Consider the following 16413-nt stretch of genomic DNA (forward strand, 5'->3'; position numbering starts at 1 on the left):
ATGTAAGAATGTGAATACTATCACAAATGTAGAAGACTTCAGATTACAGACACTATAAATCATTGTTAAGAGAAGTGCAGGGGGAGGAGCAACATCATGGACGTATTGGATTTGGCACGGTTGCAGTTTGCAACCACAACGATTCTTCACTTTGTTTATGTGCCGATCTCTATTGGATTGTCGTTATTGGTGGCAATTATGGAGACTATGTATGTTATCAAGAAAAATGACTTGTACAAAAAAATGGCTCAATTCTGGGGAACGTTTCTGCTGATTAACTTTGCACTGGGCGTAGTCACCGGGATTTTGCAAGAATTCCAGTTCGGGATGAACTGGTCGGACTTTTCCCGTTTTGTCGGTGATGTATTCGGTACGCCGCTGGCGATTGAAGCATTGCTTGCATTTTTTCTAGAATCGACGTTTATCGGATTATGGGTATTCGGTTGGGAAAGATTGTCCAAAACGGTCCATTTAATCTGTATGTGGTTGGTATCTATCGGTACGATGTTATCGGCATTGTGGATTCTAGCTGCTAATTCATTCATGCAGCGTCCCGTAGGATATGAGATTCAAAATGGACGTGCAGAAATGAAAGATTTTGCCGCTCTGCTAACGAACGAACAACTGCTATGGGAATTTCCGCATACGCTGTTTGCTGCTTTTGCGACAGGAGCATTTCTGATCGCGGGTATCAGTGCATGGAAGCTGATGCAAAAAAAGAATATGGACTTTTTTAAACCTTCTTTCAAATTGAGCATTATTGTTGCCTTAATCAGCGCCATAGCTATTCCTTTGTTTGGTCATGGTCAGGCTCAATATTTAGTGAAAACACAACCGATGAAGATGGCTGCCAGTGAGGGCTTATGGGAGAACAGCGGTGACCCCGCTCCTTGGACAGTTATCGCATGGATTGATCCTGGAAAAAAGGAAAATACCTTTGAGATTAAAGTTCCTTTTGCTTTGAGTTTTCTATCCTATAGTAAATTTACCGGCTCTGTGCCTGGTATGAATGAGCTTCAGGCAGAATATGAGAAAACCTATGGTCCGGGAGATTATATCCCGCCAGTAAGAACCACGTTCTGGAGCTTCCGCATTATGATTGCGGCGGGATGTGGCATGATTGCACTCGCTTTATACGGAGCTTACCTGACGTTCCGTAAAAAGTTGGAAGGTTCACATCGCTGGTTCTTCCGTCTTATGATATGGGGGATATCCCTTCCATTCATTGGGAATACTTCAGGTTGGATCATGACTGAAATAGGTCGCCAACCGTGGACTGTATTTGGTTTACTTCAAACGAAAGATTCTGTTTCGCCTACTGTTGTGGCTGGAGAAGTGTTGTTCTCGTTCATCTCATTTACCACATTGTATTTAATTTTAACAGGTGTGCTGGCGTTTCTGTTTTACCGTACGGCTCGCAAAGGTCCAGATATTGAGCCGCATCAGCAAACGGTAATTCATGATCCTTTTGCTCAAGGGGGTGACACCATTGTCGCTAAATGATTTATGGTTCTTATTGATCGCAGTGTTGTTTACTGGTTTCTTTTTTCTGGAGGGCTTTGATTTTGGCGTGGGGATGGCCACGGGATTGGTACCGCGCAATGACCAACAAAAACGTTTGATGATCAATACGATTGGTCCATTTTGGGATGCCAACGAAGTGTGGCTGATTACAGCAGCAGGTGCGATGTTTGCCGCTTTCCCGCATTTTTATGCAACTATGTTCAGCGGATATTATCTGGTATTTGTTTTTATTTTGCTAGGTTTGATCTTGCGTGGAGTTTCTTTTGAGTTCCGCGGCAAGGCTGAAGGGAAATGGTGGACAGGAACGTGGGATGCCTGCATTCTGATTGGTAGCTTTCTACCGCCGATGCTGTTCGGTATGGCTTTTGCGGCTTTGGTGAAAGGTGTACCTATTCAGCAAAACATGGATTTGAAAGCTGGATTTTCCGATGTATTCAATGGATACACCATATGGATTGGACTGACAGTGGTCGGAATGTGTCTAATGCACGGACTGACGTTTATTTCCCTGCGGACGATTGGAGAAGTACGGGATCGCGCTCGTGTGATCGCGTCCAAGTTTCTTCCGGTATTGGGCATTTTACTTGTGGGCATGGTGGTATGGACTTATTTTGCAACGGATTTATTTGCACGTCGCGGTCCCTTTATGTATGCTGCGGTAGCAGTGGGAATTGTCGCCTATGTGCTGACATGGTACTTCCTGAAGCAGCGCCGCGAAGGATGGGCCTTCGGGATGACAGGTGCAGTGATTTTACTGACCTTCGTTTCGTTATTCGTCGGTTTGTTCCCAAGATTTATGGTGAGCTCGATTAACAGTGCTTTTGATTTGACGATTTATAATGCAAGCTCCAGTCATTACACACTGAAAGCCATGACGATTGTTGCAGCAACGCTTTTACCCTTTGTGCTGGCTTATCAGGCGTGGAGCTATTTTGTTTTCCATAAGCGCCTCAGTGAGAAGGATCATTTGGAATACTAATGGATAAGGCATGGTTTGAATTAAAGGGCATTCGGCCAGTGATGCTGCTACTGGCTGCCCTTTCCCTGCTCCAGGGGGCCGCTGTGATTGCACAAGCAATCTTCTTAGCAAAGGCTGTTACGATTTTATTTGATAAAAATCCGCTGGTGATGGCTTGGCCGTCGCTGGCGTTGTTTTTCGCAGCTTTTGCAATGAGGCATACGATGATCTGGCTGCAACGCCGGACAGCCGGCCGTTTTGCCGAAGTTTCAGGCGCTTCCTTACGGGAGCGTCTGCTTGCACGTTTGTTCGAACGGGGGCCGGGTTTTGCAGCGCAGGAAGGCAGCGGCAAATTGGTGACGCTAGCGCTGGACGGCATGGATCGTTTTCGCACGTATTTGGAACTGTCCATTCCTCGAATGATTGACATGATGGCTGTAACTATACTTGTACTTGTGTATGTTTTCACATTGGATGTCATTTCAGGTGTGATTTTGACGACTACGATGCCGATTCTGGTAGGCTTCTTTATTTTGCTCGGCTTAGCGGCGCGGAAGCAGGCAGACAAGCAGTGGCGTTCCTATCGTCTGTTATCTCATCATTTCACGGATTCGCTGCGTGGACTTCAGACACTAAGGTTTTTGGGTCGTAGCCAAGAGCATGGGGAAACGGTTGGGAAGGTCAGCGACCAATACCGCACGGCAACGATGCGCACGCTGCGGGTAGCGTTTCTTTCCTCATTTGCCCTCGATTTTTTTAGTATGCTATCGGTCGCTTTTGTCGCGGTAGGCTTGGGTCTGCGCCTGATTAGTGGCTCGGTGGGTTTGGAGGCAGCGCTGGCGGTGCTTATTTTGGCGCCAGAATATTTTATGCCTATACGCCAGTTGGGATCAGACTATCATGCTTCACTGGATGGCAAGGAGGCTTGGGGAGCAATACGCTCCATTCTCAGTACAGAGGATGATGCGACCAAGCCGAATAAACAGGCAGCTAACGATAAAGGATTGGACATCACGGGACAGGACATTCTTGAGCTGTCTGATGTGTGCCTCCTTAATGAAGACGGTTCGGCTCGGCTTGAACATGTGTCTGCACATGTTGAACCGCACATGAACATGATCGGCATCGTTGGAGCTAGCGGTGCAGGTAAAACGACGCTGCTTAGTCTGCTTGGCGGCTTTGCTGATCCGACTTCAGGCGAGCTACTCCTGAATGGATGCGGATTGGGTGGGGAAGCCAAAACTGAATGGCAACGGCATATTGCCTATATTCCACAGCATCCTTACCTGTTTAGCGCTTCTTTGGCAGATAATATCCGCTTTTATGAACCTGAGGCATCCAACCAGCAGGTAGAGTGGGCGATTGACGCGGTTGGACTGCGTGAACTGGTAGACGGTCTTCTGGGTGGAATGAATGAGCCCATTGGTGAAGCAGGTAGGACACTGAGCGGAGGGCAGGCGCAGCGGATTGCATTGGCGCGGGCATTGCTCAGTAACCGTCCGGTCATTTTATTGGATGAGCCTACGGCGCATCTGGATATTGAGACAGAGTGGGAGCTAAAACAGACGATTTTATCGGTTTTGAAACACAAAAGAGTGTTTCTTGCCACCCACCGGCTACATTGGATGCCAGATATGGACTGTGTCTGGATGATGAATCAAGGTCGTCTGGAAGAAGTAGGTTCCCATCAACAATTGATTGCCCGTAAGGGGGCATATTACCGATTGCTGACGGGGATGTCGGAAGGAGGGAACGGACGATATGAGAGTAACGGACAATAGCAGACAAGGCTGGTTTGTGACGTATCTGAGACAATATTTTTGGGCCTTTCTGATAGCTGCTCTTTTGGGTGCATTGGCCATTGGATGTGCGGGCGCGTTGCTCTTTACGTCCGGTCATCTGATTACCCGTTCGGCCTTAAAACCGGAAAATATATTAATGGTGTACGTTCCAATTGTGCTTGTGCGAACATTTGGCTTTAGTAAAGCGGTTATTCAGTACCTGGAGCGCTTGGTAGGACATGATGCAGCATTGCGCCTTGTGTCCCGTATGCGGGTACGCTTATATCGGGCAGTGGAACCGCAGGCGCTGATGATTCGCAGCAAATTCCGTACAGGGGACCTCTTGGGACTGCTGGCAGAGGATATTGAGCAGCTTCAAAACATCTATCTGAAGCTAGTTCTGCCTGCGCTATCGGCTTTGCTGATTTATGCAGCAGGCATCTCGGCGGTCGGACGGATGGACGGAACCTTTGCCTTGCTCATGGCGCTATATGGCGGATTTTTGCTTTTTATTGCCCCAGCTATCTCACTATGGACCTCACTCGCCAAACGGCGAACGTTCAAGCAGGAACGGCGTAAAGCCTATCAGGAGCTGACGGATGCTCTGTTCGGCATGAGTGATCTGGTGCTGAGCGGACGGACTGGGCATTTCCTGAGTACCTTTACACAACGGCACAATAGGGCTGCCGTGATGGAAAATTCACTTCGCCGAAGCGAGTGGCGTTCGCATTGGATCGCACAATGCGTTGTAGGTGGCGGGGTTGTAATTATGACTGTGTGGGCCGGGGGACTGGTAGCACAGAATCGTATAGAAGCCACATGGCTGGCATCCTTTGCCCTTGTGGCTTTTCCATTGCTGGATGCCTTCGTTCGCGCTGGAGAAGCAGTGGTTCATGCGCCGGAGTATCAGGATTCACTTCGACGGTTAAAGGATTCGGAGAAAGACACACCTACACCTGGAGCAGGTGGAACAGCAGACACTCTAGAGGAACAGGCTACCGCTATGCGATTGGGCCACGGAGGAGACCTGCTGCTGAGCAACGTAAGCTACCGCTATGCGGCAACACAGGAATGGAGCGTTCGTGATATCTCTTTGCACGTACCACAGGGGGGCAAGGTTGCATTGCTTGGTCGCAGTGGTGCGGGCAAGTCCACGCTGCTGAACCTGATTCAGGGAGCATTGCAGCCTGATGAAGGTAGCGTCACTGTCGCAGGGATTCCCGTATATACAGGTGGAGCATACTCCAGTCTATTTGCAGTGCTAAACCAACAGCCGTATTTATTCGATACAACGGTAGCGAACAATATTCGGCTGGGACGACCCGATGCTACGCTGGATGAGGTTCGTGCAGTAACAGAGCAGGTAGGGCTTGGAGCCCTGATTGATTCTTTGCCAGAGGGCTACGATACCCGAATGCAGGAGACGGGGCTTCGTTTTTCCGGTGGAGAAAAACAGCGAATTGCACTGGCGCGGATTTTGCTGCAAAATCACCCAATTGTTTTGCTGGATGAGCCAACAGTGGGACTTGACCCACTGACAGAGCATGAACTCATGCAGACGATGTTTCGTGTGCTGAAAGGCAAAACATTGATCTGGATCACGCATCATCTGACAGGAATGGAGCATATGGACGAGGTGATCTTTATGGAACAGGGCACCATTTCCATGCGGGGCAGTCATGAACAGCTGTGGCAGGAGCAGCCCCGATACCGCAACCTGTATGAGCTGGATCATCCGAGCCTGTGAAATGAGGTATTTAAAATTTTGATTAACTTTTATATACTGGTTAGAGTTGATGCGTCACATGTAGACATTCAACAGGAGGGGCTGATATGAATGAAAACACTTATCTCTAAGCATTGGCATTTGATGCTGATTGGTTTTGTAGCCCTGAGCATGGGCGGGTTTGTCTTGTTTTATTTTCAGGGGAGCGTGTCGTCGTTTCCGGCCAGTCAACCTAAACAAGCTCAGGAAGAGCCAGACAAGACCAAATATGAGATTGTTACAGTGGGTGTAAAAGGGGACGGTTTCTATCCTAAAAATATTGAAGTGAAATCCGGCGTTCCAACCAAAATCAATTTCAAGAAAATGACATCCTTTACTTGCATTGATGAAGTGCAGTCGTTGAAGATCGGAATGGACGTTTACCTGGATCATGAAAATAATTATTTTACCGTCAAGGATTTGAAGCCAGGGGTATATGAGTATAATTGTGGCATGTACATGTACTTCGGGACGATCACGGTAAAATAAATCAAAATAGCTTTCTAGCACTTTGATGCTAGAAAGCTATTTTTATGCCTTTAATCGAGGAGTATATAACAATATATGTATATAAACCCTGATTTATCTGTAGTGCAATATACATTAACCTTTATCCTTTACCTCTGATCAGCTTACATTGCTGATCTTTTGTTTTTTACAAGACTTCTTTCAGGGAATTTACATTAGAACGGAACAGGCGGAATGGTGCTGGACAAGCGAAGCGGTCGCCTTTGTCCCCGGATTTCTACCTTTGGTTGCTTATACAAGAAATCCGGGGGCAACAGCGAGGGGAAGCACCATCCGCATGTGTAGTGGCACGAATGTAATTTTTTCATTCCATATATCTAATTTTGAACTGATTTTTCTCCTAATTCGTCGGGTACCCGCTTTCAAGCCAGCAAAGTATGATAATAGTATCTAGAGATGAGGAGGAGCTTGTTATGGAATCTTCAACTGAAACCGCTTCCAGTAATGGTGCTGTGATTCCTGAATCCAACCGGAGAAGACCGCGCAAGGCTCGCGGCCCGAAGCCTGAACGTGGTAGAAAAGGCTTGTGGGACAGTGTGAAGCAGCAAAAGTATCTTTATTTTATGTCCATTCCTTTCGTCATATGGGTGTTTGTTTTCAGCTATCTTCCGCTCTGGGGCTGGACGATGGCGTTTCAAAATTATAAGCCAGCTAAATCTTTTTCGGACCAGAAATGGGTAGGGCTGAATAACTTTATTGAGCTATTTCAGGATGAACGATTTTATCTGGTATTACGCAATACGCTAGCGATGAGCCTGATGGGGATTATATTTGGTTTTGTCGTACCGATCTTCTTTGCAATTCTGTTAAATGAGCTGCGTGGTATGCTGTTCAAACGGTTCGTGCAGACAATATCCTACCTTCCGCATTTTGTATCCTGGGTAGTTGTAGCCGGTTTGGTCACCAAGATGCTGTCCATTGACGGAGGCATTGTCAACGATATATTGGTAGCGCTTCATATTGTGGATGAACCGATTCAGTTCATGGCAAAGGGGAGCTGGTTCTGGTACATTGTAACCGCTTCCGACATCTGGAAAGAGACGGGCTGGAATACGATTATTTATTTAGCTGCAATCACCGGAATTGATCAAGAACAGTATGAAGCATCGCGCGTAGATGGAGCGAGCCGTTGGAGACAGATGTGGCATATTACACTGCCGGGTATCCGCTCGACGATTGCCGTTCTGTTCATTATGGCAATTGGACATCTGGTGAGCAACGGTTTTGAAAAGCAGTTCTTGCTTGGCAATAGTCTCGTGACGGATTATTCCGAGGTGCTGGATCTGTACGCGCTCAATTACGGGATTAATTTGGGTCGCTTCTCTTATGGGACGGCAATTGGTATTTTCAACTCGCTGGTTAGCATTCTGCTGTTGTTTACGGCGAACGGTATATTTAAAAAACTGACCAAAGAAAGCATCATGTAGGGAGGGAGAAGCGAAATGACGAATAAGGCATTTAATGCTACCCGGTCTGAGAAGCTGTTTGATCTGTTCAACTATATCCTCATGGCTCTGATCGTGGTGTTGACGCTGTACCCGTTTCTGAACGTACTTGCGATTTCCCTGAACAATTCAACGGACACGGTTCGCGGTGGTATTTATATATGGCCTCGCCAATTTACACTCGAAAATTACAAAACGATTTTCCAGTACGATGGCCTTCTTCAGGGCCTGCAAATATCTATTCTTCGTACTTTGGTCGGGACGGTACTTGGATTGATCTGCGCGTCTATGCTTGCTTTTACATTGAGTCGGGTCGAGTTTCGCGCTCGTAAGTTTATTTCTACGTTTTTGGCGTTGACGATGTATTTTTCCGGCGGGATGGTGCCCGTGTTTATTTTGATGCGGGATCTGCATCTGCTGGGTTCGTTTTGGGTGTACATTTTTCCAGGCTTAATTAGCGCATTTAACGTGTTTGTTATTCGTTCCTTTATGGACGGTTTGCCGTATGCGCTGCAGGAGTCTGCCAAACTCGATGGGGCGAATGATTTTACGATTTACTGGAGAATTATTTTGCCGCTGTGCAAACCAGTATTGGCGACGATTGCTCTTTTTCTGGCAGTAGGTCAGTGGAATGCTTGGTTTGATACGTATTTGTATAATGGTGGGGCGCCGCAATGGACGACGCTACAGTATGAGCTGATGAAGATACTGCAAAGTACGCAGCAAGGCGGCTCCAGTATGACGAATAGTAACGATATGGCTAAGCAAATGGCTCAAATTTCACCAGAGTCGATTAAAATGGCAATCACGATTACAGTTACGCTCCCCATCCTGATGGTGTATCCGTTCTTGCAAAAATATTTTGTAGGCGGTATGACGCTGGGGGCAGTGAAATCATAAAAATCGGGATACCGGTAGTGAAATAGAAGTTATTTGCAGGAGAAGTCATCATAGGAATATAGGAGGATTTATACATGAAAAAACACTGGTCCAGATTTGCACTGATTCCCTTGCTCGCGGTGTCTCTTACCGCACTCGCAGGTTGTGGAGGAAGCGATAAAGCAGCGAAGGAAGGCACGTCCAGCGGTACAGACCCGATTACGTTTAGCTTCTTCGGAGCAGATACAAGCCCGCAATGGAATGGAATGAAGGATGAAATAGGCAAGGAAATCACCAAGAAAACAGGTGTAACCTTGAATGCGGAATTTGATGTCAGCGGCGGAGGTGGAGATGACCGAATTGCTTTGATGGCAGCAAGTGGAGAATACCCGGACTTGGTTTCTCCTAAAGCAAATATTAACAAGCTTGTGGATGCGGGGGCCATGATTGATCTGACAGATCTGATCAACGATCACGCACCCAATCTCAAAAAGCTATATGGACCCTATATGGATCGTTTGAAATACAGTAATAAAGATCAATCCATCTATGTCCTTCCTACGTATGCAGGTGTGGGACAGGAGAGTTTTGACGCGACGGGCGGATTTGAAATTCAGCATAAGGTGCTCAAGGAGTTAGGTTATCCAAAGGTAAGAACGCTACAGGATTATGAAAACGTACTCAAAACCTATACAGCCAAGCACCCAACGATCAATGGCAAAAAAACGATCCCACTCACGCTGGATGCAGACGACTGGAGAATTATGATTACCGTAACGAATCCTGCCTTCCAGACGACTGGAGCGCCAGATGATGGTGAATATTTTATTGATCCCAAAACATTTGAAGCGAAGCTTCATTACAAACGTCCTGAAGAAAAGGAATATTTCCGTTGGTTGAACCACATGTACAATGAAGGGCTGCTCGATAAAGATTCGTTTGTGCAAAAAAGTGATCAATACAAATCCAAAATTGCCAGCGGCCGTGTCCTCGGTCTAATTGATCAGGAGTGGGGGTATCAGGATGCCGAAAATGCGTTAAAAGCTTCAGGCAAGGCCGATTCCAGCTACGCGCATTTTCCAGTTACACTCTCGGAGAAATACAAGGATAGCTCCTTTCAGGATACGGGCTTCGCGTCCGGTTATGGTGTAGGTATTACGGAAAATTGCAAGGACCCGGTGCGGGCTATTCAATTCCTTGATTATTTAGCTTCCGATGAAGGACAGGTGCTAGTGAACTGGGGGATCGAGGGCAAGCATTATGAGATCAAAGACGGCAAACGCGTCATTCCGGCTGATGTACTGGAGCAAAAAACGAACAATACAACCAACTTCAACAAATCCACGGGTATAGATTTGTACACGCTCATCAGTGGACACTATGGTGACGGCGTGAAGGACCCTACAGGCAACTACTATACTGCCAAATTCCCGGAACAAATTATCGCGGCTTATTCGAAGCCAGAGAAAGAATCGCTTAAAGCGTATGGCGTAAAAACGTGGAAAGATCTGTTCCCGGACAAGAAAGAATTTGATGTAAAGCCTTGGGGCGCAGCCTATAACCTGACAACAGACAATGAATCCAACTATAACGTTACATTCAAAAAAACGACAGACATTATCCGCAAACGTATACCCGAAGCTATTTTAGCACCAGCTTCCAATTTTGATACGGTATACGACAACATGATTAAAGAACTGGATGCCGCCGGAGCTGTCCAAATGGAACAGCAATACACGCAACTGGTAAAGGACAGAGTGGAGTTATGGAGCGGTAAGGCTTCTAAGTAGCAGACTGCTTTTAACGAAAATTTGAATGCCGGAATGACAGAGCGCTTGTCCTTATGGTCCATACGGGATTAGCGCTCTGTTTCATCTTGATGGGGGAGGGTTTGATGTGACGAAAGGCAAAAGGCCACAGTCCCTGCGTTTATGGTATCGCCAGCCTGCTGAGGCATGGGAGGAAGCATTGCCAGTCGGCAATGGAAGACTGGGAGCTATGGTATTTGGCGGAATCAGAGAGGAGCATTTGCAATTAAACGAGGATACGCTCTGGTCCGGGTTTCCCAGAGACGGCGTTCAGTATGATGCTTTGCGATATTTGCAACCTGTCAGAAAGCTGATTGCAGATGGAAAATACAAGGAAGCGGAACAACTGATTAATGCGAATATGCTAGGTCGCGATACGGAAGCCTATCAGCCTTTGGGAGATTTGTGGATTACGCAGGAGGGCCTAGGGGAAATTGTGCATTATGAACGGGAACTGGATTTGCTGACTGGAACGGCAGCGGTCACTTTTCAAAGTGATGGAGTCCGCTATACTCGTGAAGTTATCGCCAGTGCGCCAGATGGAATCATGATGGTGTCACTGACTGCGAATAAGCTTGGGAAGATCCATGCATCTGTGCGCATCACTTCCCCCCATCCTTGTGAAGACGAGGTTGGAGAGGATGCACATTTTGGTGATTCATCCAAATGGGATAGCGATAATGGCGATCCATCCGATGAGCCGATCAGGGACTTTATTACGTTGACTGGGCGAGCGCCCAGTCATGTGGAATCTAATTATCATGGCAATCATCCACAGTCTGTCGTTTATGAAAATGATTTGGGGATGGCTTTTGCAGTTCAGGCGAGGGTTATTCCTGAGGGAGGAACCTTGACGAAGGGTGCTGATGGAGCACTGATCATCTCGTGCGCGGATAAAATCACGGTGTATTTGGCAGCAGCTACCGGATTTCAGGGATTTCATGCTATGCCGAATAGTGATGCAACGGAATCAGCAGAAGCATGTCAAGTCATTTTAGACGAAGCAATTTCGCTGGGAAGTGAGCAGGTGTGGCAACGCCATGAACAGGATCATCGAAAGCTGTTTGACCGCGTTGCATTAGAACTGGGAGGTGATACTCTAACCGACGACTCCGTTCTACCGACCGATCTGCGATTAGAACGTTATCAGAAAGGTCAGGCCGACCTGGGGCTGGAGGTGCTGTTATTTCAGTATGGCCGCTATTTGCTCATGGGCAGTTCGCGTCCGGGGAGTCAGCCTGCCAATCTTCAGGGCATCTGGAATGACCGTGTGCAGCCGCCGTGGAACAGTAATTATACAACCAATATCAATACTCAGATGAACTATTGGCCCGCAGAGGTATGCAATCTTGCCGAGTGCCATGAACCATTGCTGCACATGATTGGAGAAGTGGCTCGTACGGGACGGAGGGTAGCCTCCATCCATTATGGTGCTCAAGGGTGGGCAGCTCATCACAATGTAGATGTGTGGAGATACGCCGGACCTTCAGGGGGCCATGCCAGTTGGGCGTTTTGGCCGCTTGGGGGTGTATGGCTAACTGCTCACCTATGGGAGCGCTATCTGTTTACCCTGGATACAGCCTATTTGGCAGAACAAGCTTATCCCCTCATGAAGGGGGCGGCAGCCTTTTGCATGGACTGGCTCGTGGAAGGCCCGGAGGGTCGGCTTGTGACATGTCCATCTACATCACCTGAAAATAAATTCAAAACGTCGGACGGCGAGGATTGCAGTATCTCTATGGGCTCCACCATGGATATGACGCTGATTCGGGAGCTGTTGGATAACTGCATTCAAGCTGCGGACCTGCTGGAATTAGACGATGAATTCCGCAACCGCTGCGAGGAGACACGGGCACGGTTAATGCCCTATCAAATCGGACGTCACGGCCAGTTACAGGAATGGTTTGTCGATTTTGAGGAAGCGGAGCCTGGGCATCGACATGTTTCGCATCTATATGGGTTATATCCCGGTCGACAAATTCACATCCGTGATACCCCGGAGCTGGCTGAGGCAGCCCGCATATCGCTGCGTCGACGGCTTGATCACGGTGGTGGTCATACCGGATGGAGCTGTGCCTGGTTGATTAACCTGTACGCTCGGCTGGAAGATGGCGACGCCGCACATCGGTATGTTCGCACCTTGCTGTCGCGATCGATCTATCCTAATTTATTCGATGCTCACCCGCCTTTTCAGATCGACGGTAATTTTGGTGCGACGGCGGGGATTGCAGAAATGCTGCTACAAAGCCGTCCGGGAGAGCTGACGTTACTGCCTGCCTTGCCAACGGCATGGTCGGAGGGACGGGTCAGTGGATTGAAGGGGCATGGCGGGATGACGGTCGGCATGGAATGGTCTGGTTCCAGGCTCGTCCGTGCTGAATTGACCGCGTCTGTCCAGACGGGAAGCTGCACGATTCGCTATTCACATCCGTTTAGCGCAGATGCTCGTCAGGCTCTGCCTGATCCTGAGCATGGAGGATTTATTTTGTCATGGATTTTTACCAAAGAGCAGGAAATAACGAACAGACATACGATTATAATTGAAAGAGAGGAAGAGACAATATGACCATTTTTCAATTTCCGCAGGACTTTATGTGGGGGACCGCGACGGCAGCCTATCAAATCGAGGGAGCTTATAAGGAGGATGGGAGAGGTTTGTCAATCTGGGATACCTTTGCCCATACGCCTGGCAAAGTATTCAACGGTGATAACGGCAATGTAGCTTGTGACAGCTATCATCGCTACGAGGAAGATATCCGCCTAATGAAGGAACTGGGCATTCGTACATACCGTTTTTCAGTGTCCTGGCCGCGTATATTTCCCAATGGTGACGGTGAAGTCAATCAAGAAGGATTGGACTATTATCATCGCGTAGTCGATTTGTTGAACGAAAATGGGATTGAACCGTTTTGTACACTGTACCATTGGGATCTGCCTCAAGCGCTTCAGGATGCTGGAGGATGGGAGAATCGTCGCACGATTCAAGCGTTTGTCCAGTTTGCAGAAACGATGTTCCGCGAGTTTCACGGTAAAATACACCATTGGCTAACATTCAATGAACCATGGTGCATCGCCTTTTTATCTAATATGCTGGGTGCTCATGCTCCGGGTCTGACAAATCTTCAGACAGCCATTGATGTAGGACATCATTTGCTAGTTGCGCATGGTCTTTCTGTGCGCCGTTTCCGCGAGCTGGGCACCAGTGGTCAGATCGGTATCGCTCCCAATGTCTCCTGGGCTGTTCCTTACAGCACATCTGAGGAAGATAAAGCCGCTTGTGCGCGCACCATTTCCCTGCACAGTGACTGGTTTCTTCAACCTATTTATCAAGGCTCGTATCCTCAGTTTTTGGTAGACTGGTTTGCGGAGCAGGGAGCCACCGTGCCTATTCAGGATGGGGATATGGATATTATCGGCGAGCCTATTGATATGATCGGTATCAATTACTATGCTATGTCAGTTAATCGTTTTAATCCTGAAGCCGGGTTTCTTCAATCTGAAGAAATCAATATGGGGCTACCTGTAACGGATATCGGTTGGCCAGTGGAGTCGCGTGGGCTGTACGAGGTACTGCATTATTTGCAAAAATACGGTAACCTCGATATTTATATCACAGAGAATGGGGCTTGCATCAATGATGATGTCGTGAATGGCAAGATTCAGGATGACCGTCGTATTTCGTATATGCAGCAGCATTTGGTGCAGGTGCACCGGGCTATTCATGACGGCCTTCATGTCAAAGGATATATGGCATGGTCACTTATGGACAATTTTGAGTGGGCAGAGGGATATAATATGAGATTTGGCATGATTCATGTCGATTTCCGCACACAGGTCCGCACCCCGAAGGAAAGTTACTATTGGTATCGAAATGTAATAAGTAATAACTGGTTGGAGACCAGACGTTAAACGATAAACGAAGAGATGTTTTGAAAATAAGGCAGATTTAGGCCTGTCTCTGCTCCCTTTTGTTTGAACACTGGGTCTTCCGGGGTAATAATAGTCAAGATATGCAGAGGGTTGTTTCAGGTATGTAGAGACCAAGGAATAAAGAAGCAAGATATGTGCATACTGACAAAAATACCGGACGAGGGCGTTAAAAATTATTTTAGACCGAAGGGAGTGGAGGGTATGGCTGCAAATTTTAGGAAATCAGGATCAACTGACGGGCAAATGAGCCGGACGGTATCTGTTATCGCTTGGATCGCCTGTATTGCAGGTATTATCCTTATTTTGCTTGATATAGGTAATTTAACTGATCGGAATATATATTTAATGACAGGTATTGGCTGCGTTGTTGCCGGGATTTTTATTTTTCTAGTTGGGAAATCATTTGTCATTGCCCGCAAGAAGGAAGACCAGGAAAACGGCCGCAGTTAATACAATTTAAAAATGATTTAAAGCAAATATATGCTGAAAACAACAATGTGGGGCTTCGAGCAGTGTAGGATGATAACTGTAAGGAGTCCCGCTTTTTTCTTTAATATAACTTCTTTAAGATACACAAATAACGTTTTTATTATGTCATCTTTGTATTAATAAGAAATTTTGAATTTGCAAGAGAAATTTTATTTTTAGAGATGTTTTTCACAAAAAACGGACAAATAATCGACAATTCTGTTAACAATAAAAAAAGTGGCCACTTTTCTGCTATCTTATATAGGGGCAACATTACAGGAGTTCGTAAAGTTTTGAGTAATTTATTATTTAAGGAGAGGGGAACAACATGAACAAAAAACCAAAAGCGATTATTGCGTTGGTTTTGACCGTGCTCACGGTAGCATTGCTCATTTGGACGTGTTTTTATGCTGGCGGAAAATACGTTGTTTTCGATCCGAAAGGACCCGTTGGGCAAGCACAAAAAGAGCTGATCATTCTTACAACGGCATTGTCTGCGCTAATAATTGTACCGGTCATGATTTTGACTTTCTTCATCATTTGGCGGTATCGTGATACACCGACAAACAAGGTGAAGTATCAACCCCACTGGGATGACAGCAAAAAGCTGGAGACCACATGGTGGGCTATTCCAATTATCGTTATCTGTATTATTGCGGTCATTACTGCAAGATATACCTACTTGCTGGAGCCTTCCAAGCCGTTGGCAAGTACGCAAAAGCCAGTAACCATTCAAGTGACTTCACTGGACTGGAAATGGCTCTTTATGTACCCAGAGGAAGGTATAGCTACAGTTAACCAAGTTCACATTCCTAAAGGTGTTCCAGTCCGTTTTGAACTGACTGCTGACGCCCCGATGAACTCGTTCTGGATTCCGCAATTGGGCGGACAAATCTACACCATGTCAGGCATGGCTATGAAACTGCATTTGCAGGCCGATCACGAAGGAACTTACTTTGGTTCGGGTGCAAACTTTAGCGGTGAGCATTTTGGACAAATGCGTTTTGATGTAGAAGTCCAGTCGGATGAAGAGTATAAAAACTGGGTCGCTGACATCAAAAAGCAGTCTAAGCCGCTGACGAAAGACGGCTATTTGGCGCTTGCAAAACCAGGTTTGTCCCAGCCTGATGAGTATTCTTCGATTCCAGATGGCTTGTTCAAAGACATTGTTAACAAGTATGTAGTGGAGGGTGCTTCTAACCCACATGCTGGACATGGTGAAGCTACATCCACAGAAGGTTCTTCTCAGTCCGGCGCAGAAGATCATGCGGCAATGGACATGAGTCATATGAATATGAGCGGACACAATTAAATGATTATAGGGAAG

General features: G+C 46.9%; 12 protein-coding genes. All 12 read left to right on the forward strand.

The window, feature by feature from the left end:
• Positions 1-96 precede the first annotated feature (96 nt).
• On the forward strand, positions 97-1503 hold the full coding sequence (locus MHB46_RS18785; RefSeq protein ID WP_069290415.1) for a cytochrome ubiquinol oxidase subunit I: 1407 nt from the start codon (positions 97-99) through the stop codon (positions 1501-1503).
• Positions 1490-2503, forward strand: a complete 1014-nt coding sequence (gene cydB, locus MHB46_RS18790; RefSeq protein ID WP_341163092.1) for a cytochrome d ubiquinol oxidase subunit II — start codon at positions 1490-1492, stop codon at positions 2501-2503. Before MHB46_RS18785 ends, cydB begins: the two co-directional genes overlap by 14 nt.
• A complete protein-coding gene (gene cydD, locus MHB46_RS18795; protein WP_341163093.1) occupies positions 2503-4263 on the forward strand; it encodes a thiol reductant ABC exporter subunit CydD in 1761 nt (586 codons plus the stop codon). The genes cydB and cydD overlap by 1 nt, the downstream gene beginning before the upstream one ends.
• Entirely contained in the window at positions 4244-6010 is a 1767-nt protein-coding gene (gene cydC / locus MHB46_RS18800; protein WP_341163094.1) for a thiol reductant ABC exporter subunit CydC, read from the forward strand. The genes cydD and cydC overlap by 20 nt, the downstream gene beginning before the upstream one ends.
• Positions 6011-6100: 90 nt before the next feature.
• The gene (locus tag MHB46_RS18805; protein ID WP_341163095.1) at positions 6101-6517 is read left to right on the forward strand and encodes a cupredoxin domain-containing protein; all 417 of its coding nucleotides are present in this window, start codon (positions 6101-6103) and stop codon (positions 6515-6517) included.
• 452 nt (positions 6518-6969) lie between these two features.
• The gene (locus tag MHB46_RS18810) at positions 6970-7983 is read left to right on the forward strand and encodes an ABC transporter permease (RefSeq protein ID WP_341163096.1); all 1014 of its coding nucleotides are present in this window, start codon (positions 6970-6972) and stop codon (positions 7981-7983) included.
• Positions 7984-7998: 15 nt separating this feature from the next.
• Positions 7999-8901: a carbohydrate ABC transporter permease gene (locus tag MHB46_RS18815; RefSeq protein ID WP_023990333.1), complete on the forward strand. Its 903-nt coding sequence runs from the start codon at positions 7999-8001 to the stop codon at positions 8899-8901.
• Positions 8902-8975: 74 nt separating this feature from the next.
• Positions 8976-10670, forward strand: a complete 1695-nt coding sequence (locus MHB46_RS18820; protein ID WP_341163097.1) for an ABC transporter substrate-binding protein — start codon at positions 8976-8978, stop codon at positions 10668-10670.
• Between the two features lie 106 nt (positions 10671-10776).
• Positions 10777-13254 (forward strand): glycoside hydrolase family 95 protein, encoded by a 2478-nt coding sequence (locus tag MHB46_RS18825; RefSeq protein WP_341163098.1) that lies wholly within the window; start codon positions 10777-10779, stop codon positions 13252-13254.
• A complete protein-coding gene (locus MHB46_RS18830) occupies positions 13251-14597 on the forward strand; it encodes a GH1 family beta-glucosidase (RefSeq protein ID WP_341163099.1) in 1347 nt (448 codons plus the stop codon). The genes MHB46_RS18825 and MHB46_RS18830 overlap by 4 nt, the downstream gene beginning before the upstream one ends.
• 222 nt (positions 14598-14819) lie before the next feature.
• Positions 14820-15068 (forward strand): hypothetical protein, encoded by a 249-nt coding sequence (locus tag MHB46_RS18835; protein ID WP_061828909.1) that lies wholly within the window; start codon positions 14820-14822, stop codon positions 15066-15068.
• A gap of 346 nt (positions 15069-15414) precedes the next feature.
• Positions 15415-16398, forward strand: coding sequence for a ubiquinol oxidase subunit II (gene cyoA / locus MHB46_RS18840; RefSeq protein WP_165179329.1), 984 nt, complete (start codon positions 15415-15417; stop codon positions 16396-16398).
• Positions 16399-16413 lie beyond the last annotated feature (15 nt).

Origin of the sequence: Paenibacillus sp. FSL H7-0703 (genome assembly GCF_038003485.1) — a bacterium.
Classification (GTDB): Bacteria; Bacillota; Bacilli; order Paenibacillales; family Paenibacillaceae; genus Paenibacillus; species Paenibacillus polymyxa_B.